At 67.9% G+C, this 21,020-nt stretch carries 21 protein-coding genes; 2 read left to right on the plus strand and 19 right to left on the minus strand.

What is annotated here, in order from left to right:
* Positions 1-45: 45 nt before the first annotated feature.
* From BLV57_RS33625 to BLV57_RS33640, 4 genes are read right to left on the minus strand one after another with little or no spacing between them, the layout of a single operon-like run.
* Positions 46-1,191, minus strand: coding sequence for an ArsA family ATPase (locus tag BLV57_RS33625; RefSeq protein WP_091296137.1), 1,146 nt, complete (start codon positions 1,189-1,191; stop codon positions 46-48).
* Complete coding sequence (locus BLV57_RS33630; RefSeq protein ID WP_091296140.1) at positions 1,191-1,631, minus strand: SRPBCC family protein; 441 nt, start codon at positions 1,629-1,631, stop codon at positions 1,191-1,193. Before BLV57_RS33630 ends, BLV57_RS33625 begins: the two co-directional genes overlap by 1 nt.
* Positions 1,632-1,658: 27 nt before the next feature.
* On the minus strand, positions 1,659-2,447 hold the full coding sequence (locus BLV57_RS33635) for a metallophosphoesterase family protein (protein WP_091296143.1): 789 nt from the start codon (positions 2,445-2,447) through the stop codon (positions 1,659-1,661).
* An 8-nt stretch (positions 2,448-2,455) separates the two neighbouring features.
* Positions 2,456-2,851 (minus strand): polyketide cyclase / dehydrase and lipid transport, encoded by a 396-nt coding sequence (locus tag BLV57_RS33640; RefSeq protein WP_245757627.1) that lies wholly within the window; start codon positions 2,849-2,851, stop codon positions 2,456-2,458.
* A 114-nt stretch (positions 2,852-2,965) separates the two neighbouring features.
* Here BLV57_RS33640 and BLV57_RS33645 point away from each other — a divergent pair, with 114 nt between their 5' ends.
* Positions 2,966-4,765 (plus strand): AMP-dependent synthetase/ligase, encoded by a 1,800-nt coding sequence (locus BLV57_RS33645; protein ID WP_091296145.1) that lies wholly within the window; start codon positions 2,966-2,968, stop codon positions 4,763-4,765.
* Positions 4,766-5,173: 408 nt separating this feature from the next.
* Here the strand turns inward: BLV57_RS33645 and BLV57_RS33650 are convergent, their stop codons facing one another.
* On the minus strand, positions 5,174-6,295 hold the full coding sequence (locus tag BLV57_RS33650) for an FAD-dependent monooxygenase (protein WP_281244453.1): 1,122 nt from the start codon (positions 6,293-6,295) through the stop codon (positions 5,174-5,176).
* 40 nt (positions 6,296-6,335) lie between these two features.
* The gene (locus BLV57_RS33655) at positions 6,336-7,580 is read right to left on the minus strand and encodes an aspartate aminotransferase type Ic (RefSeq protein ID WP_091296148.1); all 1,245 of its coding nucleotides are present in this window, start codon (positions 7,578-7,580) and stop codon (positions 6,336-6,338) included.
* A gap of 259 nt (positions 7,581-7,839) precedes the next feature.
* Between BLV57_RS33655 and BLV57_RS33660 the strand changes: the two genes are divergently transcribed.
* On the plus strand, positions 7,840-8,556 hold the full coding sequence (locus BLV57_RS33660) for a hypothetical protein (protein WP_091296150.1): 717 nt from the start codon (positions 7,840-7,842) through the stop codon (positions 8,554-8,556).
* 45 nt (positions 8,557-8,601) lie between these two features.
* Here the strand turns inward: BLV57_RS33660 and BLV57_RS33665 are convergent, their stop codons facing one another.
* The 13 genes from BLV57_RS33665 to BLV57_RS33725 all read right to left on the minus strand — a co-directional run bounded on the left by BLV57_RS33665 (position 8,602) and on the right by BLV57_RS33725 (position 20,974).
* Positions 8,602-9,087: a hypothetical protein gene (locus tag BLV57_RS33665; protein ID WP_091296153.1), complete on the minus strand. Its 486-nt coding sequence runs from the start codon at positions 9,085-9,087 to the stop codon at positions 8,602-8,604.
* Positions 9,084-9,566: a hypothetical protein gene (locus tag BLV57_RS33670; protein WP_091296154.1), complete on the minus strand. Its 483-nt coding sequence runs from the start codon at positions 9,564-9,566 to the stop codon at positions 9,084-9,086. Before BLV57_RS33670 ends, BLV57_RS33665 begins: the two co-directional genes overlap by 4 nt.
* Positions 9,563-10,795: an MCE family protein gene (locus BLV57_RS33675; RefSeq protein ID WP_176968928.1), complete on the minus strand. Its 1,233-nt coding sequence runs from the start codon at positions 10,793-10,795 to the stop codon at positions 9,563-9,565. The genes BLV57_RS33670 and BLV57_RS33675 overlap by 4 nt, the downstream gene beginning before the upstream one ends.
* Positions 10,792-11,931 carry an MCE family protein gene (locus BLV57_RS33680; protein WP_091296157.1) on the minus strand — a complete coding sequence of 380 codons (1,140 nt, stop codon included), beginning with the start codon at positions 11,929-11,931 and terminating at the stop codon, positions 10,792-10,794. The genes BLV57_RS33675 and BLV57_RS33680 overlap by 4 nt, the downstream gene beginning before the upstream one ends.
* A complete protein-coding gene (locus tag BLV57_RS33685) occupies positions 11,928-13,127 on the minus strand; it encodes an MCE family protein (protein WP_091296159.1) in 1,200 nt (399 codons plus the stop codon). Before BLV57_RS33685 ends, BLV57_RS33680 begins: the two co-directional genes overlap by 4 nt.
* A complete protein-coding gene (locus BLV57_RS33690) occupies positions 13,124-14,155 on the minus strand; it encodes an MCE family protein (protein WP_176968929.1) in 1,032 nt (343 codons plus the stop codon). The genes BLV57_RS33685 and BLV57_RS33690 overlap by 4 nt, the downstream gene beginning before the upstream one ends.
* The gene (locus BLV57_RS33695; protein WP_425426062.1) at positions 14,152-15,177 is read right to left on the minus strand and encodes an MCE family protein; all 1,026 of its coding nucleotides are present in this window, start codon (positions 15,175-15,177) and stop codon (positions 14,152-14,154) included. The genes BLV57_RS33690 and BLV57_RS33695 overlap by 4 nt, the downstream gene beginning before the upstream one ends.
* A gap of 8 nt (positions 15,178-15,185) precedes the next feature.
* Positions 15,186-16,490 carry an MCE family protein gene (locus BLV57_RS33700; protein WP_091296167.1) on the minus strand — a complete coding sequence of 435 codons (1,305 nt, stop codon included), beginning with the start codon at positions 16,488-16,490 and terminating at the stop codon, positions 15,186-15,188.
* Positions 16,487-17,320: an MlaE family ABC transporter permease gene (locus BLV57_RS33705; RefSeq protein WP_091296169.1), complete on the minus strand. Its 834-nt coding sequence runs from the start codon at positions 17,318-17,320 to the stop codon at positions 16,487-16,489. The genes BLV57_RS33700 and BLV57_RS33705 overlap by 4 nt, the downstream gene beginning before the upstream one ends.
* Positions 17,320-18,105 carry an MlaE family ABC transporter permease gene (locus BLV57_RS33710; RefSeq protein WP_091296171.1) on the minus strand — a complete coding sequence of 262 codons (786 nt, stop codon included), beginning with the start codon at positions 18,103-18,105 and terminating at the stop codon, positions 17,320-17,322. The genes BLV57_RS33705 and BLV57_RS33710 overlap by 1 nt, the downstream gene beginning before the upstream one ends.
* 93 nt (positions 18,106-18,198) lie before the next feature.
* Complete coding sequence (locus tag BLV57_RS33715) at positions 18,199-18,954, minus strand: glucose 1-dehydrogenase (RefSeq protein ID WP_091296173.1); 756 nt, start codon at positions 18,952-18,954, stop codon at positions 18,199-18,201.
* 80 nt (positions 18,955-19,034) lie between these two features.
* Positions 19,035-19,889, minus strand: coding sequence for a 3-oxoacyl-ACP reductase (locus BLV57_RS33720; RefSeq protein WP_091296175.1), 855 nt, complete (start codon positions 19,887-19,889; stop codon positions 19,035-19,037).
* Positions 19,886-20,974: a zinc-binding dehydrogenase gene (locus BLV57_RS33725; RefSeq protein ID WP_091296178.1), complete on the minus strand. Its 1,089-nt coding sequence runs from the start codon at positions 20,972-20,974 to the stop codon at positions 19,886-19,888. Before BLV57_RS33725 ends, BLV57_RS33720 begins: the two co-directional genes overlap by 4 nt.
* Between the last annotated feature and the right edge of the window lie 46 nt (positions 20,975-21,020).

The raw sequence follows: 21,020 nt of genomic DNA on the forward strand, positions 1-21,020 counted from the left end.
GGATCTCTTCGGCCAGGCTCGTCGCCTGGTAGGTGTCCTGCTCGGTCACGGGCGCCTCCGGTCGGCGGACAGTGACACCACCAGCCCCGCTGCGTCGGACTCGGCTCCGGTGATGCGACACGGGCGCAGCAAAGCGGGCAGTGCGATGAGACGGCGGAAGCCGTCGACGGTGATGGCGAGGTCGTCGTCGACCCGCGCGAGATCGAGTGCGGTGTCCCTGCCCAGCGGTAACGCTACCCGCAGCGTGTATCCACCGTCCACTTCGGACACTTTGAGCAGCGGCGTGATGCCTGATCCATTGCCGGACAAGGGATCGCCGCCATGATAGAGCTCGGCCGCGATCTCCAGCAACGCGGGCAGCCCGACCGGCTCGACCGCGCGGTGCTCGACCGCGCGGATCAGCCCTGATCCGAGCCCGGCCGCGTCGAGTTCGGCGAGCACCTCGTCCTGCTGGTTGCGCCTGGTCCGCATCCAGTTGGCGGCGGAGCCACGCCAGATCCCCGGCGCGGGCATCAGCCGGTTGGCGATCATGCCGTCGACCCGGATCCCGCGCAGCGCAAGGGAACTGAGCGTGCGGCGGGCCTCGGCGACGACCACGCGTTCCGGCGTCAGCACCAGCCGGACGGTGGTGATCGTCGGGTCGGTGAGCAGCGCGCGCAGCGACTCCAGATGCCTGCCGAGCCTCCGGACGGCGTCGGCGGTGCCGGACCATCGTTTGCGGCCGAACAACCGCGTCAAGTAGCCGGAAATCGCCTCGGGCAGCGCGAGCAGGCGCAGCGTCTCGGCGGTCGGGCCGCAGTCGACGACGATCGTGTCCCACGGGCCGGTCTCCGCCAGCCGCTGCACCTCGGTGAGCGCGAGCACCTCGTCGACGCCGGGCAGCACGGTCAGCTCTTCGGCGTCGAGCTGGTCGATCCCGGCGCCGGACAGCATCGACCTCAGCTGCCCGCGCAGGTCCTGCCAGGCGGTGTCGACCAGCCCGCGCGAGTCGATCTGGGCGGCGTGCAGCAGCGCGTCCACTTCGGACGGCTCGGCGCCGAGTGACACGCCGAAAGCGTCGCCGAGCGAGTGCGCGGGGTCCGTCGAGACCACCAGCGTCTTCCTGCCGCGCCCGGCGAGCGCCGCGGCGGTCGCCGCGGCCAGGGTCGTCTTACCGACACCCCCTTTGCCGGTGAACAGGAGAATCCGCACTAGGCGAGACTCTCCACGCGCTTCTTCAGCTCCTTGAGCGCGGTGTCCATGACCATCTTCTCGGCCTTGCGGCGCAGCAGCCCGATCATCGGGAGCGCGAGCTCGACCGACAGCGTGTACGTCACCTTGGTGCCGTCGCCGGACGGCTCGAGCTGGTAGCGCCCGTTCTGGGCCTTCTGCATCTGGCCCTTGACCAGGTGCCAGCTGACGGCCAGGCCGTCGGCGTCCCAGTCGTACTCCAGCGTGTAGACGTCCTTGATCGGACCGGCGTCGAGGGTCAGCCGCACCTGGTGGGGCTTCCCTGCCTCGTCTTCGGCGAGGACCTCGGTCTCTCGCACCGCCTTGGCCCATTTCGGATACTCGGGGAAGTCGGCGATCACCGCCATGACCCGATCGGGCGACGCGGCTACCTCGATGGACTGCGTGGACTGCTCGGCCATGGGTGGAAGAGTAACCGTTCCGGCTAGTCACCAACGAAGCACGTAGGGCAGTTCTGTCTCCTTGAAGTGACCCACGTTACGGCACTCGGTCCTGCCGAGACGCCTCCTCGCTGACAGCGGCTGGTGCACGTGGCCGAAGACCGACCAGCGGGGTTGCTGAATCGTGATCAGCTCGCGCAGCGCGGCCGAGCCGAGCTCGTGGCGTTTGGCCACCACGTCGTAGGTCAGCTCGGGCACCGCGGGCGGGATGTGGGTGCAGAGCACGTCGACCTCGCCCAGCTCGGCGACGTCGGCGTCGAAGTCCTCGTGCGTGCGCAGGTAGGGCCGCCAGCCGCCGCCCTTGCGCGGCACGACGCCCTTCGGCAGCAGCGCGCCGCCGACGAAACCGCACCTCAGGCCGCCGATGTCGACCGTCTCGCCGTCCAGGACGTGGACGCCGTCGCGGGCGAACTCGTGCCAGAGCGCGGGGGTGTCGACGTTGCCGGGGGTGGCGTAGGTCGGCACGGGCATGGCGGCGAACAGGGCCGCGTACTGGGCGCGGATGGCCTCGTCGACGGCCGCCGCCGGGTCTTCGAGGGTGGCCCAGAGCGAGCGGGAGTACGCGATCGTCTCGTCGCGGGTGCCCTCCCGGCGCAGCCGCGCGAACGTGGCCACGTTCTCGGCGCCGAACAACGCGCCCATGATGCCCTTGTCGTGCTGGTGGTAGTCGACGAAATCGACCAGGTCACCGAGCACGATCAGCGCGTCGGCGCCGTCACCGGCCCGCTTGAGCGCCTCGTTGTTGCCATGGACGTCCGATACGACGTGAACCCGCATACTTCCCCTTATACGGCGTGGGCGGGCGGAACACCCGGCTCACGGCCATCTTCCAAGATCTCCTTGAGGCCCAGCGCGATGCCCTTGGCCGCGCGGGCCCTGCGGTCGAACTCCTGGCGGAGCTTGCGCGGGCTGAGCGCGGGCCCCTCCGGGGAGGCGCGCAGGAAGTAGTGCAGCAGGGTGCCGTCGAGCATCGGCTCCAGCCAGATCTCCATGGTGCCGACCAGCGCGCCGCGCACGGTCCACCGGAGCCCCTCGTCGCCGCGGTCGGTGTAGACCTCGAGCACCAGGTCGGGCCAATATCGGGACCACGAGCGCGGATCCGCGAAAGCCGCCTTCACCGTGCCGGCCGGTACCGCGAGAAAGGTTTCGTCGACGATGTCGATCGCGCTAGCTTCAGCCACGAAATGGAGAATGTCATGGGCGCGGTCGTGCATCCGCATCAGCATGGCCTTATGGTGACCCGCACGCTAAGTTAACCGGCGGGTAACAGCTCGCGTTTGAACACGGAGGTCCACGTGCGCGAATACAGCGCTCCCGCCACTCGCCCGGTCGCGGATGAAGAGAACCTCGCGGACGTTGTGTGGGCGAACGCCGAGCGTTTCGCCGATCTCGTCAGCTTCCGCCGCCAGGTCGACGGCACCTGGCTGGACGTCACCGCCGCCGAATTCGCCGCCCAGGTGGCCGCGGTGGCCAAGGGCCTGGTCAAGTCCGGCCTGGAGGTCGGCGACCGGGTCGGCCTGATGTCCAAGACCCGGTACGAGTGGACGCTGATCGACTTCGCGATCTGGGCGGCGGGCTGCGTCACCGTCCCGATCTACGACACCTCGTCGGCCGAGCAGGTGCACTGGATCCTGTCGGACTCCGCCGCCAAGGCCGTCTTCGTCGAGACCGACGACCACCGCGCGACGCTGGAGAGCGTCATCGAGCGGCTCGACGGGCTGGACAACACCTTCCAGATCGAGTCGGCCGAGAAGCCCGCCATCGAGGTGCTCAACGCGATCGGCGTCAGCCTCACCGACGACGAGCTGCACGCCCGCCGCCGCGCGGTGAAGTCGAGCGAACTCGCCACGATCGTCTACACCTCGGGCACCACCGGGCGCCCCAAGGGCGTCGAGCTGACCCACAAGAACCTGCTCTCGGAGATCCGCGGCGCGGTCGAGGCGTTCCCCGACCTGATGGAGCAGGGCAACTCGCTGCTGGTGTTCCTGCCCCTGGCCCACGTGCTGGCGCGCGCGATCGCGGTGACGGCGCTGAGCACCCGCGTGACGCTCGGGCACACCGCGGACGTCAAGAACCTGGTCGCCGACCTCGGCACGTTCCGCCCGACCTTCGTGGTCGCGGTGCCGCGCGTGTTCGAGAAGGTCTACAACAGCGCGAAGCAGAAGGCGCACGGCGACGGCAAGGGCAAGATCTTCGACGCCGCCGAGGCCACCGCCGTCGCCTACAGCGAGGCGGAGGCGGCGGGCAGCATCGGGCTCGGCCTGCGGCTCAAGCACACGCTGTTCGACAAGCTCGTCTACGCCAAGCTGCGCGCGGCGCTCGGCGGCCGCTGCATCGCGGCCGTCTCCGGCGGCGCCCCGCTGGGCGCGCGGCTCGCGCACTTCTTCCGCGGCATCGGCGTGCCGGTGTTCGAGGGCTACGGCCTCACCGAGACCTCGGCGGCCGCGCACGTCAACACGCGCACCGCGTTCCGGGTCGGCACCGTCGGCAAGCCCGTCGCGGGCACCTCGTGCCGGATCGCCGACGACGGAGAGATCCTGCTCAAGGGCGACGTCGTCTTCGGCGCGTACTACAACAACGAGGCGGCGACCGCCGAGTCGCTCAACGACGGCTGGTTCCACACCGGCGACATCGGCGAGCTGTCCGACGACGGCTTCCTCAAGATCACCGGGCGCAAGAAGGAGATCATCGTCACCGCGGGCGGCAAGAACGTCGCGCCGTCCGGCCTCGAGGACACGATGAAGGCCAGCCCGCTGATCAGCCAGGCCATGGTGGTCGGCGACCAGCGCCCGTTCATCGGCGCGCTGGTGACCATCGACGAGGAGTACTTCCCGACCTGGAAGTCCCAGCACGGCAAGGACTCCGGCGCGTCGGTGGCCGACCTGGCCGACGACGAGGACCTGCGTGCCGAGGTGCAGACGGCGGTCGACCAGGCCAACCTCGCGGTGTCGAAGGCCGAGGCGATCAAGAAGTTCACGATCCTCGCCAACGACTTCACCGAAGCGGGCGGGGAGATCACGCCGAGCCTCAAGCTCAAGCGCAACGTGGTCAGCAAGAACTACGCCCTCGACATCGAGGCGCTCTACAAGAAGTAAGGGTCGCGATAAAGCGGGCTTTATCCCGGGCGCTCTTCCCGGGATAAAGCCCGCTTTATCCCGGACTCGCCCGTGTCAGGAGCGTAGTCCGGCTTGAGTGAGGGCCCACTTCGCCCCGATTCGTGGGGTGAGGGCCTGGTTCGACCGTATACGTGGGTGAGGGAGGCCCTGAGCCGCTCGGCTCGGGTGAGGGAGGCCCTCACTGACGCCGAGCGTGGATGAAGGCTCCCCTCATACCTGGGCCCTAGCGCCTGGGTGAGTGTCGTTTGCGTCGTTCAACGCCGCAAACAGCACTCACCTCGACCCCGAACGACCCCTGTACCTGGTCAAGCGGGTTGACTGTGCGGGTTTTGAGGCGTTCAACGACGCATTTCCACCACAGGCACCCCGGCCGTGCCGAGCAAACGCTCAAGCGGATGCCGTGATCGGCGCGTCCCAGTCGATGTGGTGGTCGTAGAGCCAGTTCCGCTCGGTCCCCGCGTCGCGCTGGCCCGCGCTGACCGCGACCAGGCGCTCGACACGTTCACGGCGCAGGCCTTCGTAGGTCTTGAACGCCTCGGCCGCGTCAGGCAGGTCTCGCAAGCATTGGGCGAGCACGACGCTGTCTTCCAACGCCATCGAGGCGCCCTGGCCCGCGGCCGGTGAGGCGGCGTGCGCGGCGTCGCCGACGAGGACCATCTCGGGGGTCGACCAGATCGGCAGGGTCGGGACGTCGTAGGCGAGGCCGCCGTGGACCTCGTCGCCGGTCGCGGCGATGATGCCCGCCGACGGCGGCTCGTCGTCCGCGAAGGCCTCGGCCGCCAGAGACCGCCACTCGGCCGGCGTGACGGCCGCGAGTTCGCCGCGAGAACGTTCCGGGCCGGGGATGCGGGAGAACCAGTACGTCTGGCCGTCGGGCGCGGTGGTGTAGCCGAAGAAGGCGTGCTTGCCTTGGATCATGCGGTAAATCGCGGGCGCGGCCGGGATGTCCGCGCTGCGCGTGTAGCCGTAGACGATGTTGAGGCCGGTGTAGCGCGGGCTCGGCGCGTCGGGGTCGATGAGCTTGCGTACCACCGAATGCAGGCCGTCCGCGCCGATCAGGATGTCGCCGTGCGCGGTCGAACCGTCCTCGAAACGGGCCTCGACGCCGTGCGCGGTCGTTTCGGCGGAGACCAGGCGTTTTCCGTGCTCGAAAGCGATTCCGCGACGGGCGGCTTCACCGTGCAGCACGCGGTACAGCCCGGCGCGGGTGAGCGTGCGCGGGCTGGTGACGCCGAGCCGGGAGAAGACTCGCTCCCCCACCTGCTCGCCGGTGACGCCGAAGACCTCGACACCGTGCGCGGGGAACGAATTCGCGACGACCGGCTCCAACGCGTCGACGGCGCGGAGCGCGTCCATCCCGTTGTCCATGATCGTCAAGAAGGCGCCCGCGTCGGCCGCCCCCTCGGGATACGCCTCGTGGATGACCGGCTCGATCCCGGCCTTGGCCAAGGCCATGGCCGTCACGGCACCCGAAATCCCACCACCGATGATCACAGCCCTGCGCGTCACCGCTCCGACCTTACCGAAAACGGTGACGCGCAGGGGTTGATCAAGCGCGCTCCGCTGCCGCCAGCCGGACGCAGACGGTCAGGCCCTTGACGGCCTCTTCGATCTCCGCGAGCTCCGGGAAGGTCGGCGCGATGCGGATGGTCTTGTCCTCGGGGTCGTCGCCGTACGGGTGCGTCGCGCCCGCGGGCGTGAGCGCGATGCCCGCGGCCTTCGCGAGGCGGACGACCTCCTTGGCGGTGCCGGGCACGACGGTCAGCGAGATGAAGTACCCGCCGGTCGGCTTGGTCCAGCTCGCGAGGCCCGTGCCGCCGAGCTCCTCGGTGAGGATGCGGTCGACCGCGTCGAACTTCGGCGCGATGAGCTCGCGGTGCTTGCGCATGTGCGCGCGGACGCCGTCTTCGTCCTTGAGGAACAGGATGTGGCGCAGCTGGTTGATCTTGTCGGGGCCGATCGTGCGCTTGCCGATCTTGCCGAGCCACCAGGCGATGTTGGCCTTCGAGGCGCCGAAGAACCCGACACCGGCACCGGCGAGGGTCACCTTCGACGTCGACCCGAAGACGAACGCGCGGTCCGCGTTGCCGTTCTCCTCGCACAGCGCGAGCAGGTCGGCGAGCGGGGCCTCGACGTCGGTGAGGTGGTGGATCGCGTACGCGTTGTCCCAGAAGATCCGGAAGTCGGGGGCGGCCGTGGTCATCGCCGCGAGCCTGCGCACGGTCTCGTCGCTGTACGTGGTGCCGTCCGGGTTGCTGTACTTGGGCACGCACCAGATGCCCTTGATACCGGCGTCCTCGGCGACGAGGCGCTCGACGACGTCCATGTCCGGGCCGGACTCGGTCATCGGCACCTGGATGAGCTCGATGCCGAAGCGCTCCGAAAGCGCGAAGTGGCGGTCATAGCCCGGAACCGGGCAGAGGAACGCGACCCGCTCCTCGTCGGCCCACCGGCGCTCGGCGCCCGGCAACGCGCTGAGCATGGCCTGAACGACCGAGTCGTGCATGAGCTCGAGGCTCGAGTTGCCCGCCGCGAGCAGCTGGTCGGCAGGCACCTGCAGGAAGCCGCTGAACAGGCGGCGCAGCTCCGCGAGACCGTTGAGACCGCCGTAGTTGCGGACGTCGGTGCCGTCCTCCGCCTTGAAGACGTCGCCGGGGAGGCCGAGCATGCCATTGCTCAGGTCCAGCTGGCGAGGAGACGGCTTGCCGCGGGTGATGTCGAGGAAGAGGCCGCGCTCGACGAGCGCCGCATAGTCGCTACGGGCCGTCTCGGCGTCGACAGAGAGGGTTGTCATAACGTAACGCTAACCCCGGGGGCCAAGCGAGTTTCGGAGTGGTCCGCTTCACCGGGTGCGGTGGCCACGGAAGGGTGACGCGGGCGTCGCCCCGGGTGATTGATTGCCCGGCCCGGCCGATTTCGGGAATGAAATGATTCCACGGCCGAATTCACGATAAATGTTACGGTACGGGAAATCCGCGCAACAAATTCTGCGGCGAAGCGACTGTCTTGCGGTAGGGGTGTTCCGCTCTCCGTGAGCCTGAGGTGAAATGCGCATGTCCGCGTACTGCAACGATTGTCACCGTCCGCTGGCCGAAGGCGCCGTGTGCCCGTGTGCCTATACCCGGTCCTGGTATTCCGGCGCCGCCGACCGGATCGAAACCGGCCGCACCACCCGGATGGTGGCGCTGGTGGCCTTCGGGGCGGCCGTGCTGATCGCGGTGGCCGTGCTGGCGGTGGTCACCTTGAAGGACTCGCCGCCCCCGGTCGTCGTCACCGGGCAGGACCGGGTCGTGGCGAACGCGCAAGCCTCCACGCAGACCGAATACGTGCCTTATGTTCCGCCGCCCGTCACGGTGACCACGGTGCAGCGCCCGCCCACCACGGTCATCAGTGACGCGCTGCGCACGTTGCGTTCTTACGCCGCAGGCGATTTGGGCACTTTGCGCGCGACCGCGAACGGGCATTGGGTGGCGCAGCTGAGTTCGAAGCAGCCGGGGACGGTCGCGCACGGCATGCGGTACGACGCCGACATGATCCTTTCGGAACACCTCACGCTGCGTTCGCGATATCCGGGCGCGATGCTCGTGTGGACCGGGGATTGGCCCAGCTACAAGAATCCCGATTATTGGGCGACCGTCGCGAGTGCCGTCTACGCGACGCCGGAAGCGGCGAACGCGTGGTGCGACCAACAGGGTTTCCCGAAAGACGATTGCTACGCGAAACGCCTGCGCACCACCGGCGGCCCCGACGGCAACACCAAACTCAGATAGTCGTGAGTGTTTTCGCCGGTTAGAACCGGCCGCAGCACTCACGACCTAGAGCGGGGTCAACGCGGTCAGTTTCCAGCGGCCGTCCGTGCGGTGGGCGGTGACGGTGAGCTGGGCGGCCGTGGATTCCTGCTGGTTCGATTCCGTGTGCAGGGTTTGCTGATCCAGGAACAAGAGCAAGGTCGCGTCGTCGCCGCGCAGGGTCTGAACGCCGATGGAGCGGATCGTGGTCGTGCGGACCAGTTTGCCCGCCTCGGCCTGGGTGCGGGCTGCCGCGAAATCGGTGCGGTATTGCGTGACGGCCGTGCCGGTGAGGACGTCCGAGGCCGCGCGTTCGGTGCGGGAGAGGTTGGCGTAGTCGTAGGAGAACACGGCTTTGACGCCCGCGCCGACCTGGTCGATGACTTCGGCGGTCGCGCGGGTGTCGGCGAGTGCGGCATTGTCGAGCGAACGGACCGAGGCGGCCTCGAAGGCGAACCAGCCCGCGCAGCCCGCGAACACGAGCAGGGCGACCAGAAGCGGCGTGCGGGTCATTTCGCGGCCGCCTGGATTCCTGAGACCTTCCAGCCGTCGCCGGTGCGCTCCAGGTCGACGTTCAGCCTGGACACGTTCGGGGCGGGTGCGGCGCCGCCGGTGCCGACGAGGACGTCCAGGACCGCGATGATCCGGGCGGTCCCGGCGGCCGGGTTCACCTCGGTCACGGCGGCCTGTTTCAGGACCGCCGAGGCGACCGCTTGCGTTGAGGCGGCGCGGTCGATCTGGACCTGGCGGTCGTCCGTGAGGTCTTTGCCGAGGCGGCCGGTGGTGGCGGCGATCCACTTGTCGACATCGGCCGCGGCCGTGCGGTGGTCGATCGTGTTGAGGACGACCAATTCCGCCGAGGCCGCGGCCAGCACCGCGTCGCGGTCGCGGGCAATCGAGACGCCGTCGTCGTGGGCGGCTGACCACCAGGACCAGCCGAACCAGCCGGCGGCGAGCACGGCCAACGCCGTCAGGACGACCAGAAGCCTCACTTCGGCAACCCCAGCAGCGGGCCCAGCCCGCCAGGACGGCCCGCTGTCGCAAGGCTTAGTACGCCAGGAAGCTGCGGAGCGGAGGGAGCCGGTTGAGAAGGCTTATCAGGGAAAGGGGCGGGCTTACCCGCGAAGGGCGCGTTCTGAGAGCCACGGACGCCAGTGGGGCTGCCGGGCGGCTCGGCGCAATAAGCCTTGACGTTCACGGGAGCCTCGGTGACGTCGTTGGCCGGACGCTGCTTCGTGCCTTCGTAACCCTTGGTACAGGAGATCGGGTCGAAGAAGTTCAGCACCACGCCCAAGTGACCCGTGCCGTCGCCCGACGTCGACGGCGAGAAGGCCGAGATGATCGGGTAGGCCACGAGCAGTTCCTCGACCGCGCCGGTGCGCGACGACGTGATCTGCGCGGTGGTCAGCAGGTTGGCGATCACGACGCCCAGGTCGGAGCCGGACGTGGTCAGCACGTCGGTGATCTGGCGGCTCAGCTTGGGCGCGTCGTCGATGACCTTGCGCAGGTCCGGGTCGGACTTCTTGAGCTGCTCGGTGATGGTCTTCAGCCCCGACGCGAACGACGTGATGTTCGCCGACTGGCGCTGCTGGGTGTCCAGCACGACCTTGGCGTCCGCGAGCAGGCCTTGCGTCTGCGGAAGGTACTGGGTGGCCACAGACGTCAAGGAACCCGTGCTGTCCAAGAGCTTCTGGAGATCGGGGCCCGCCCCCGCGAACGCCTTGTACGTCTCGTCGACGACCGTGCGCAGTGATTCCGGGTGCACGCTCGACACGAGCTTGTCGAGGCTGCTGAGCACCGTGTCCGGGGAGAGCGGGATCGACGTCTGCGCCTGCGTGATCACCGATCCGTCTTTCAGGTACGGACCGTTCTCGTGCTGCGGCTCCAGGTCGACGTACTGCTCGCCGACCGCCGACCGGTTCGCCACCACCGCGCGGGTGTCCGCCGGGATGGGCGGGGCGTCGGAGTCGATGTCGAGTTCCAGGTTGACGCCCTGCGGGGTCAGCGTCATCGACGCGACCTTGCCGACCGCGACGCCCCGGTACGCGACCTCGGAGTTCACGAAAATGCCGCCGGAGTCGGCCAGCTGAGCCGTGACGACGTAGCCGCGCGCGCCGAAAAGCCGGTCGAGGCCCGCGTAGTTCGCGCCCGTGTAGACCACTGTGGACACGGCCAGCAGCACGAACAGCAGCAGCTGGACCCGATGCTTCCTGGTGATCATCGGCCACCCCCGAGCAGGCCCTTGAGCAGGTCGCCCAGCGGATCGGTGGCGGGCAGCGGCAGCGGAATCTGCGGCACGTTCGGTGTCGCCGGGCCCGAGCCGGAAAGGCCCGGGATCGGCAGGAACGGCTGCGACGAGCTGGTCAGGTTCTCCAACAGGGTGTCCAGCTGAAGGTCCACAGTGGCCTCGACGTTCGCGTAGTCGCCCTTGACCACATTGCCCGCGTAGTCGGGGAACGGGTATGTCAGCAGGATCTGCAACGCCTTCGGCAGGTTCTGGCCGGACTCGACGAGCTTCTGCAACGTCGGCTGCAAGGTACGAAGGTTGTCGACGAGCTGATCGCCGCTCTTCTTCACCGTGTCGACCGCGACCGTGGACAGCCGGTTCAGCGCTTGCAGCATGCCGACCAGCTCGTCGCGCTGATCGGCGACGACCTTGAGGCCGGGCGCGAGGTTGTCGACCGCCGTGGTCAGGTTGCCCTGCTGGGCGGCCAAGGTGGACGAAAGCTTGTCGAGGCCGTCGATCGCGCGGACAATCTGTCCTTTGTGTCCGTCCAATTCGGTCGCGAGCTGGTCGACATGCGCCAGCAGCGCGCGGATCTCGGGCTCGTTGCCCGCCAGGGCGTCGTTCAGCTCGTGGCTGATCTTCTGCAGCTGTTCGACACCGCCGCCGTTCAACAGCAGCGACAACGCCCCGAGCACCTCTTCGACCTCGGGGTTGCGGTTCGTCCGCGCGAGCGGGATCCGCGCGCCCTCCCCCAGCTTGCCCGCCGGCTGCTCCGAGCGTGGCGGATGCAGGTCGACGAACTTCTCACCCAGCAGGCTGGACTGCCGCAGCTCGGCGCCCGCGTTCGACGGCAGCGGGACGTCGCCGTTGACCAGCAGCGTCACCAGGGCCGAGTGCGTGTCCGGCGACAGCTCGATCTTCTCGACCCGGCCGATCGCGACGTCGTTGACCTTCACGCTCGCCTGCGGCACCAGGTCGAGCACGTCGGAGAACTGCGCCGTGATGCGATACGGGTGCTCGCCGAGGTCGGCGCCACCCGGCAGGGAAGTGTTGTACAGTCCCGAAAATCCGCCGCTGCTGCACGCGGCGAGCGTCAGTACCCCGGCGAGCACCCCGGCGATCCGTTTCATCGCGGCGCACCTCCCGACAGCTGCGAGAGCACATCGGCGAGCGGCAACGGCAGCGGCGGCAGCTGGCCTTGCGTCAGCGACGAGATGACCTGCGGGACGGACGGCAGCTTCAGTGTGCCGTCGAGCACCGGCGCGAGGTGCTTGCAGAGGTTGCCGACGACGTCCGGGACCTCCTTGGGCGTGCCCGCGCTGATCAGCCTGCACAGCGTGAGCACCGGTGGATGCGTCAGCTCATTGAGATTGTCGCGCACCGCGATCGTGCCCGAGGCCGCGTCGTACGAATTGATGAAGTTGGTCGCGCCGAGCGGCGCGAGATCGAGCACCTCGGCGAGCGCGGCGCGCTGATCCACCAGCACCTTCGTCAGGCCGGTCAATTTGTCTACATTGGATGCCAGCAGGTCCTTGTTCTCCTCGACGAACCCCTGCACCTCACCCAAGGACGACGCCAGTGAGGACAGTGCCGCGCCGACGTCCGCCGAATCCTCGGCCAGGAAACCGGTGACCTGCGCGGCTCGCGTGTAGAACGAGTTGAGCTGACGGTCGCTTTCGGACAGTGCGTGCGTGAACGAGTTCAGGTTCTCCACCGTCGAGAACAGATCGTCCTTGGAGCCGTCTAGGGTCTTCGCCAGCTCGGCGAGCCTGGTCACCGTGCTGTTGAGGTTCTCGCCGTTGCCGTCCAGGTTGGCCGCCGCCGTGTCGAGCGCCCCGGACAGCGCGCCATTCTTGTTGGCGCCATTGGGTCCCAGGCTGCTCGACAGCTTGTCGAGGCTGGTGTAGAGATCGTCCAGTTCGACCGGGGTGGCCGTGCGCTCCTTGCCGATCACTGTCCCCGAAGCCATCACCGGGCCGCTGTCATAGGCGGGCGTGAGCTGCACGTACCGGTCGCTGACCAGCGAAGGTGCGACCACCACGGCACCCGCGTCGGCGGGAATGTCCACTCCGGAATCAACGCGCATGTCGACCCGCACGGCCGCGCCCTGCGGCGTCACCGCGGTGATCTCGCCGACCTTGATACCGAGCACCCGCACCGACGAGCCCGCGTACAGGCCGACGGTCTTGCCGAAGTACGCGCTCAGCCGGGTGCCGCTTTGCTCGCGCAGCACGAACCAGAGTCCGCCGGTCAGCACGAGCGCGACCACGCAGGCGAACGCGAGGTAGGTGTAGACGCTGCGGCGGGCGCGGGTGTCGATGGTCATCGGCCGCCCACCCCCTGGTTCGGCGCGGCGATCGGCGGCGTGCAGCCCTCCGGGTTGATGTGCAGCCCGAGCGCGGTGATCGTCGGCGGCAGCAGCCCGCAGAGATATCCTTCGAACCAGCGGCCGTTGCCGGTCGCGTTCGCGCCGACGCGGGCGAAGGGCGCCATCAGCGCGAGACTGTGCGCGAGGTTGTCCTGGTTGCGCTGCAACACATCCGTCACCTTGCCGAGCTTCTCCAGCGTCGGCTTGAGCTGCTGCCGGTTGTCGGCGACCAGCCCGGACAGCTGCGCCGAAAGCTGCTGCGTGCCCTTCAGCAACGCGCTGATCGCGTCCTTGCGGCTCTGCAGTTCGGCGAGCAGCAGGTCACCGTCGCTGATGATCCGCTGCAATTGCGCGTTGCGGTCGGCCAGCGTTTTCGAGACACCACTCGTGTTCGCCAGCAGCTGCTTGAGCTGCTGATCACGCGAGGACACCGTCTTCGACAACGACGAGAGCCCGGTCAGCGCGTCCTTCATATGCTGCGGGCTGTCCTTGAGACTGTCCGAGAGAACGTTGAAACTGTCAGCGAGCTGCTGCGTGTTGATGTCCCCGACTGTGCTCGACAGCTGCTTGAACGCGTCCTGCAACTCGAACGGCGTCCGGGTGCGCTGCACCGGGATCGCGACGTTCGGGTCCTGATTCCCCGCCCCTGAGGACCGCAGCGCCAGGTACTTCTCACCGAGCAGGGTCTTGATCTCGATCGACGCAGTGCTCGTGTCGCCGACACGCGTGTCCTTGACCCGGAACTTGACCAGGACTTTCTTGCCTGCCAAGGAAACCGAGGTCACCTGGCCGACCTTGACCCCGGCGACCTCCACCTCGTTCTCCGGCGCGAGCCCGGCGGACTCGGCGAAGTAGGCAGCGTACGTCGTGCCGTTGCCGAACAACGGGATGCGGTCCGAGAAGTAGGTGGCGATCACGACCAGCGTCAGCAGCACGAGGGTCACGCCGCCGACCGCCGCCTGGTTGCGTTGCTTGAGTGGTTTCACGGTCCGCACCTCTCGGCCCGCTGGGTGCCGGGGATCGGCACGATCGGCAGCTGGATGTTCAGCGCCGAGACGCCGATCCGGCCGTTGATCCCGCACAGGTAGTAGTTGAACCAGCTGCCATAGCTCAAGGTCCTGGTGAACTTCTGCAGATTCGACGGCAGCACCTGCAGCAGATGATCGATCAGCTGCCCGGAGTCGTTGAGATTGTCGGAAAGATTGCCGAGCTGCGTGATGTCCTCTTTCAACGCCGGCCGCGCGTCGGCGAGCAGGCCGGAGGTGGTCACGGTCAGCTCACCGAGCGCGGATACGGCCTCACCGATCGGCTTGCGCTGTTCGGCGAGGCCGCTGACCAGACGCTGTGTCTGGTCGATGAGATCACCGAGCTGCGGCGCGTGCTGGTTGACCGTGCCGAGCACGGTGTTGAGGTTGTCGATGACCTGACCGATCACCTTGTCGCGCCCGGCGATCGTCGTGGTGACCGAGGCGGTGTGCGCGAGCAGGCTCGCGATCGTGCCGCCTTCGCCTTGGAAGACCTGGATGATCTCGTAGGACAGTTTGTTGACGTCCTCGGGGTTCAGCGCCTGGAACAACGGCTTGAACCCGTTGAACAGCACCGTGAGGTTCAGCGCGGGCTTGGTGCGTTCCGGCGGGATCGTCCCGCCTTCGGGCAGCACGCGGCCGTCGTCGACGTCGGTGTTCAGCGCCAGGTACCGCTGCCCGACGAGGTTGCGATACTTGATCGTCGCGGTCACCGATTCGGGAAGTTTGTACGCCGACTGGATGTCGAACCGGACCTCCGCGTAGTTCGGTTCCCCTTGCGACACCTTGATCTCGCCGACCTGCCCGACCTTGACGCCGACGATGCGGACGTCGTCGCCCTCCTGCAGCCCGGACGCGTCGGTGAACCGCGCGAGATAGCCGGACGTGACGCCGAAGTTGGTGTTGGCGATGGTCGCGCCGAGGATCCCGGTCAGCAGCACCGTGACCGCGGCGAAGATCAGGATCTTGAAGAGCGCGGGCATGGTCCGGTTCACTTGAGCTCCACCTCGGCCCCGCGGTACAGCGGCCCGACCAGCAGGCTTCCCCAGCCCGGCACGGCCTCCGGCGAAACGCCCATGGCGGGCGCGGTCAGCAGGTTGATCAGCGCGAGTTCGTCGGCCGAACCGACCACAGTGGACCCGCCACCCGGGAAGCCGGACGGCGAGCGCGGCGGCGCGGGCTTGGTCGACCCGTCCTTGATCGCACCGTCCGGCGGATACTGCGGCCACTTCCCCGGCCTCGGCACCTTCGGATAGCACCGAGGGCCGCGCTTGTCCTGCCACTTCGGCTCGTCGACACCCGGCAGGTACTTGCCGCGGCTGGAGGTGAACTCGATGGTCACCCGGCTGACCTCCGGATGCGCGGTGCCCTTGCCGAAGGCCAGCTCGGCGTCCGGCACGGACTCGGCGAGCTGACGGAACAGGCACGGGTACTCGGGCGCGTACTTGGCGAGCACGTCCAGCGTCGGCTGGACGGCCGTGGTGAGCCGGATGAGGTTGCCGGAATTGACCTCGAGGAAAGTCGACAGGTCGACCGAGGCGGTGGTGACGGTGGCGTACAGATCGTCGAGCCCCTGCCGTTTGTCCACAATGGTCTGAGTGGTGGTCGTCAGGTCGGCCAAGGCTTCCAGCAGATCGGGCGCGGCTTTGGTGTACACATCGGACACATTCGCCAGCCCGGTGATGTCGGCCTTCAAGTCCGGCAGCGAGGGATTGAGCTTGCCGAGGTAGTCCGACAGCTGGACCAGGGTTTCGCCGAGCTGCTTGCCCCGTCCGTCCAAAGCGGTCGACACGGCCGTCAGGGTGCTGGACAGCTTCTGCGGCTGAACCGCTTGCAGCAACGGGAGAACGTCGCCGAGCACCTTCTCCAGCTCGATCGCCGAGCTGGAGCGGTCCTGCGGGATGACGTCGCCATCGGCGATGTGACGCGCCGGGTTTTCCGGCACCTGCAGCGACACATACCTTTCGCCGAACAGGGTTTTCGGCAGCAGCCGGGCCGAGACGTTCTGCGGGATGACGCCGATCTTGTCCGGCTGCAACGCGAGCCCGAGCGTCGCGTGGTCGCCGTACGCCTGGATGGTCCTGACCTCGCCGACGATCATTCCCCGGATCTTCACGTCCGCGCCGACCCGCATCTGGTTGCCGATGTGGTCGGTCTCCAGCGTGACGTTTTCGACCGTGGTGAAGGCCTTTTTGTAGAACGCGACAGTCACCACGAAGAACAACGCGACCACGAGCAGGAAAGCCAGCCCCAGCACCTGGTGCCGCAGCCGCTTGAGCAGGATCCCGCGGTTCATCCGGAGATCCTCACCGTCGTGGTCGCGCCCCAGATGGCCAAACTGAGGAAGAAGTCGAGCACCGAGATGACCACGATGGACGTCCGCACCGCGCGGCCCACCGCGATGCCCACCCCGGCCGGGCCACCTTTCGCGGTGAAGCCGTAGTAGCAATGGGACAGGATCACGATCGTCGCGAACACCATCACCTTGAGAAACGACCAGAGCACGTCTTCCGGCGGTAAGAACAGCGAGAAGTAATGGTCGTACGTGCCCGCGGACTGGCCGTACAGCCACACGGTGATCTGCCGCGAAGCAAGATACGAACTCAGCAGGCCGACCGCGTACAACGGGATCACCGCGGCGACCCCGGCCAGCACGCGTGTGGTGACCAGATACGGCAGGCTCGGCACGCCCATCACCTCGAGCGCGTCGATCTCCTCGGAGATCCGCATGGCGCCGAGCTGCGCGGTGAATCCGCAGCCGACCGTCGCCGAAAGCGCGAGACCCGCCGAGAGCGGCGCGACCTCACGCGTGTTGAAGTAGGCCGAGATGAACCCGGTCAGCGCGGCCGTGCCGAGCTGGTTCAGCGCGGCGTAGCCCTGCAGGCCGACGATGAGCCCGGTGAACATGGTCATCCCGATCATCACGCCGAGCGTGCCGCCGATGACCGCGAGCCCGCCGGTGCCGAAGATGACCTCGGTCAGCAGCCGCAGCGTCTCCCTGGTGTAGCGGCGGATCGTCCGGGGCGCCCACGCGAGCGCGCGGAAGTAGAACGAGAGCTGCTCGCCGAAGCCCTCGAGGCTCGCTCCCGGCCTCGCGATGATCTCCAGTGTGCGGTCGGTGGCCATCACAACGCCTTCGCGGGCACGATCTTCAGGTAGATCGCGGTCAGCACGACGTTGATCAAGAACAACAGCAGGAACGTGATGACCACGGCCTGGTTGACCGCGTCACCGACACCTTTCGGCCCGCCGGACGGGTTGAGCCCGCGGAAGGCGGCGACGACACCGGCCACGAAGCCGTACAGCAACGCCTTGATCTCGCTGATCCAGAGATCGGGCAGCTGCGCGAGCGCATTGAAACTGGCGAGGTACGCGCCGGGCGTGCCGCCCTGCATGACCACGTTGAAGAAGTACCCGCCGAGCACGCCGACGACGCTGACCAAGCCGTTGAGCAGCACCGAAACGACGATCGCCGCCAAGACCCTCGGCACGATCAGCCGCTGGACCGGGTTGACGCCGAGCACTTCCATCGCGTCGATCTCTTCGCGGATCTTGCGCGCGCCGATGTCCGCGCAGACCGCGCTGCCGCCCGCGCCCGCGACCAGCAGCGCGGTGATCAGCGGCGCGGCCTGCTGCACGATCGCGAGCGCGCTGGCCGCGCCGGTGAACGACTGCGCGCCGATCTGCTGGGTGAGCGAACCGAGCTGCAGCGCGATGACCGCGCCGAACGGGATCGCCACCAAGGCCGTCGGGAGGATCGTGACGCTGGCGAAGAACCAGCATTGTTCGATCCATTCCCTGACCTGGAACGGCCGCCGGAACATCGCGCGCAGCACTTCCCACGAGAGCGTGGCCAGCCGCCCGACCTGGGTGAGCGCGGCCGTTCCCGTGACCTTGACGGTCTCGCTCATCGAACCTCCGTGCCACCAAGGTTTCCCGCGTCGTTGCGAGTCTTGCGCATGTCGTTCCGCCAGTTCGGTTAGCGGCGTTTACCCTAACGCCTCCTAACCGAATTTGAGCGCATGTGTCGCCGTGGCGCCGCCATCGGCGACGAATTCGGCGCCGGTGGAGTAAGAACTGTCGTCACTGCCGAGGAATACCACCAGCTGGGCGATCTCCTCGGGTTGACCCATCCGGCCCAGCGCGACCTTCTTCGCGAACCGGCGCAGGTCCACTTCGGCGCCCGTCGCGGTGGCCACCATGTTCGTCTCGATCATCCCGGGGTGGACCGAATTGACCCGGATGTTCTTCGCGCCGAGTTCCATCGCCGCCACCTTGGTCATCCCGCGGATCGCGAACTTGCTCGCGGTGTAGGCGATGAGGTACGGCATACCGGCCAGTCCCTCCACAGAGGACACGTTGATGATGGAGCCGCCACCGGCCTCCGTCATCGGTTCAACGACCGAACGCATCCCGAGAAACGTTCCGGTCTGGTTGATCCTGATGACCCGCTCGTAGTCGGCGAGCGAGGTCTTGCCGAGTTCGGAGAAGTGCAGGATGCCCGCGTTGTTGACCAGCACGTTGACCTTGCCGTACTCGGTCAGCACACGGTCGATCGCGGCGGCCCAGTCTTCCTCCGAGCCGATGTCGAGATGCTGGTACAGCGCGCCGATCTCGTCGGCGACCCGCTTGCCGTCGCCGTCGTTGACATCGGTGAGCAGCACCTTCGCGCCTTCTTTGACGTAGGCGCGCGCGGCCGCCTCGCCCTGGCCTGCCGCCGCTCCGGTGATCAGTGCGACCTTGTCGTCGAGCCTGCCCATCACATCAGCTCCTCAGTCAGTGGTACGAGCACCGTTTCAGCCCTCGGAGAAGGCCGTCGACATGACGAAGTGACCGTTCGTCAAGTCGACTCCGCCAGCACGTCGTCGGCCGCGAACATCCGCTTCGGGTCACGTCCGGCGAAGTAGCCGCCGATGTCGGCGCCCGCGTCGAACCGCTTTTCGATCGACGGCGGGGTCAGTAGCAAGACCATGCCGCCGTGCACCACGAACACCTGGCCGTTGATCTCGCCTGCTTCCGGCGAGGCGAGGAAAGCGACGAACGGGGCGACGTGGTCGACCGACAACGGGTCGACGCCTTCTTCGGGCGCTTCGCCGAAGACGTCCTTGGTCATCGCGGTGCGCGCGCGGGGGCAGATCACGTTGGCGCGGACGCCGTATTTGGCCAGTCCCCTGGCCGCGGAGATGGTGAGCGCGGCGATGCCCGCCTTGGCGGCCGAATAGTTGGGCTGGCCGGGCGAGCCGATGAGGAATGCCTCGGAGGCGGTGTTGACCAGGCGGCCGTACACCGGTCCTCCGTCCACTTTGGACTTGTCACGCCAGTACTTCGCGGCGTTGCGCGACAGCAGGAAATGCCCGCGCAGGTGGACGTCGAGCACGAGGTCCCAGTCCTCGTCGGACATGCTGAACAACATGCGGTCGCGCAGCACGCCCGCGTTGTTGACGACGATGTGCAGGCCGCCGAAGTGCTCGACCGCCGCGTCGAGCAAGGCGTCCGCCGTCGGCCGCTTCGAGATGTCACCGGCTATGGCAAGAGCTTTACCCCCGCCCGCTTCGATCTCTTCGACCGTGTCCGCGGCGCCCGCGAGGTCGTTGACCACCACGCTCGCGCCCGCTTTCGCGAGTGCGAGCGCTTCGGCCCGGCCCAGTCCGGCACCGGCCCCGGTGACGATCGCGGCTTTACCTTCGAGACTCACTTGAGTGTCACCACCTGGCGTATGACGTCCGTGCCGCCTTGTCGCAGCACGCCGAGTGCGTTGTTGATGTCGGTGAAGCCGATCCGGCGCGAGATCATGCCGTCGAGGTCGAGCAGCCCGGCGCGCCAGAGCTTCAGCATGCGGCCAGTGTCGCGGTGCACCTGCGACGAGCCGTAGAACGAGCCGAGGATCTTCTTGTCGTGCAAGAAGAGTTCCTGCGCGTTGAACTCGACCATGGCGTCGCAGCGGCCCGCACCGACGATCACCACCGAACCGCCGCGGCGCACGCTGTCCCACGCGGCGCGGATCGTCGGCGGGTGGCCGACGACGTCGAAGGCGTAGTCGAACCCCTCGAAGCCGGTGACCTGCTGTTTGATCTCGTCGAGTCCGTCCGGGGTGGTCACGTGGGTCGCGCCGAACCGGCGCGCGCCCGCGTGCTTGGCTTCGACCGGGTCGACGGCGACGATCGCGGCGGCACCCGCGATGCGCGCGCCCTGGATGACCGAGATGCCGACACCGCCGCAGCCGAGGACCACGACCGCCGCGCCCGGCGGCACCTTGGCCGTGTTGAGCACGGCGCCGACGCCGGTCAGCACCCCGCAGGCGATCAGCGCGGCCGTCTCGAACGGCACGTCCGGGTCGATTTTGACCGCGCCGCAAGCCGGGAGCACCACCTCGTCGGCGAACGTGCCGAGTCCCGCGTAGCCGAAAGCCGGCATCGTGCCGACACGGAAGCGCGGCGTGGTGAACGCGGCGATCGCGTGGACCGCGCAGAGGTACGGCTCGCCGCGCAGGCAGCTCGCGCAGGAGCCGCACGGCGGGACGAAGGACAGCGTGACGTGATCGCCCGGCGCGAGATGGTCCACCGCCGAGCCGACTTCGAGCACCTCGCCCGCGCCTTCGTGGCCGACGACGCCAGGGGCGAGCGCCGGAAGCGTGCCGTCCATGGCGGACAGGTCGCTGTGGCAGATCCCCGAGGCACGCACGCGGATCCGGACCTCGCGCGGGCCGGGGTCGACGGTGGTCACGTCGTCGCGCAACTCCAGCTCGTCGTCGCCGATCGCGTTCAGTACGGCCGCTCTCACCCGGGATGCCTCCTCGCAGTCCGGCACCCAGACTAGAATCTGTTCT

The organism is Amycolatopsis xylanica, from assembly GCF_900107045.1.
Classification (GTDB): Bacteria; Actinomycetota; Actinomycetes; order Mycobacteriales; family Pseudonocardiaceae; genus Amycolatopsis; species Amycolatopsis xylanica.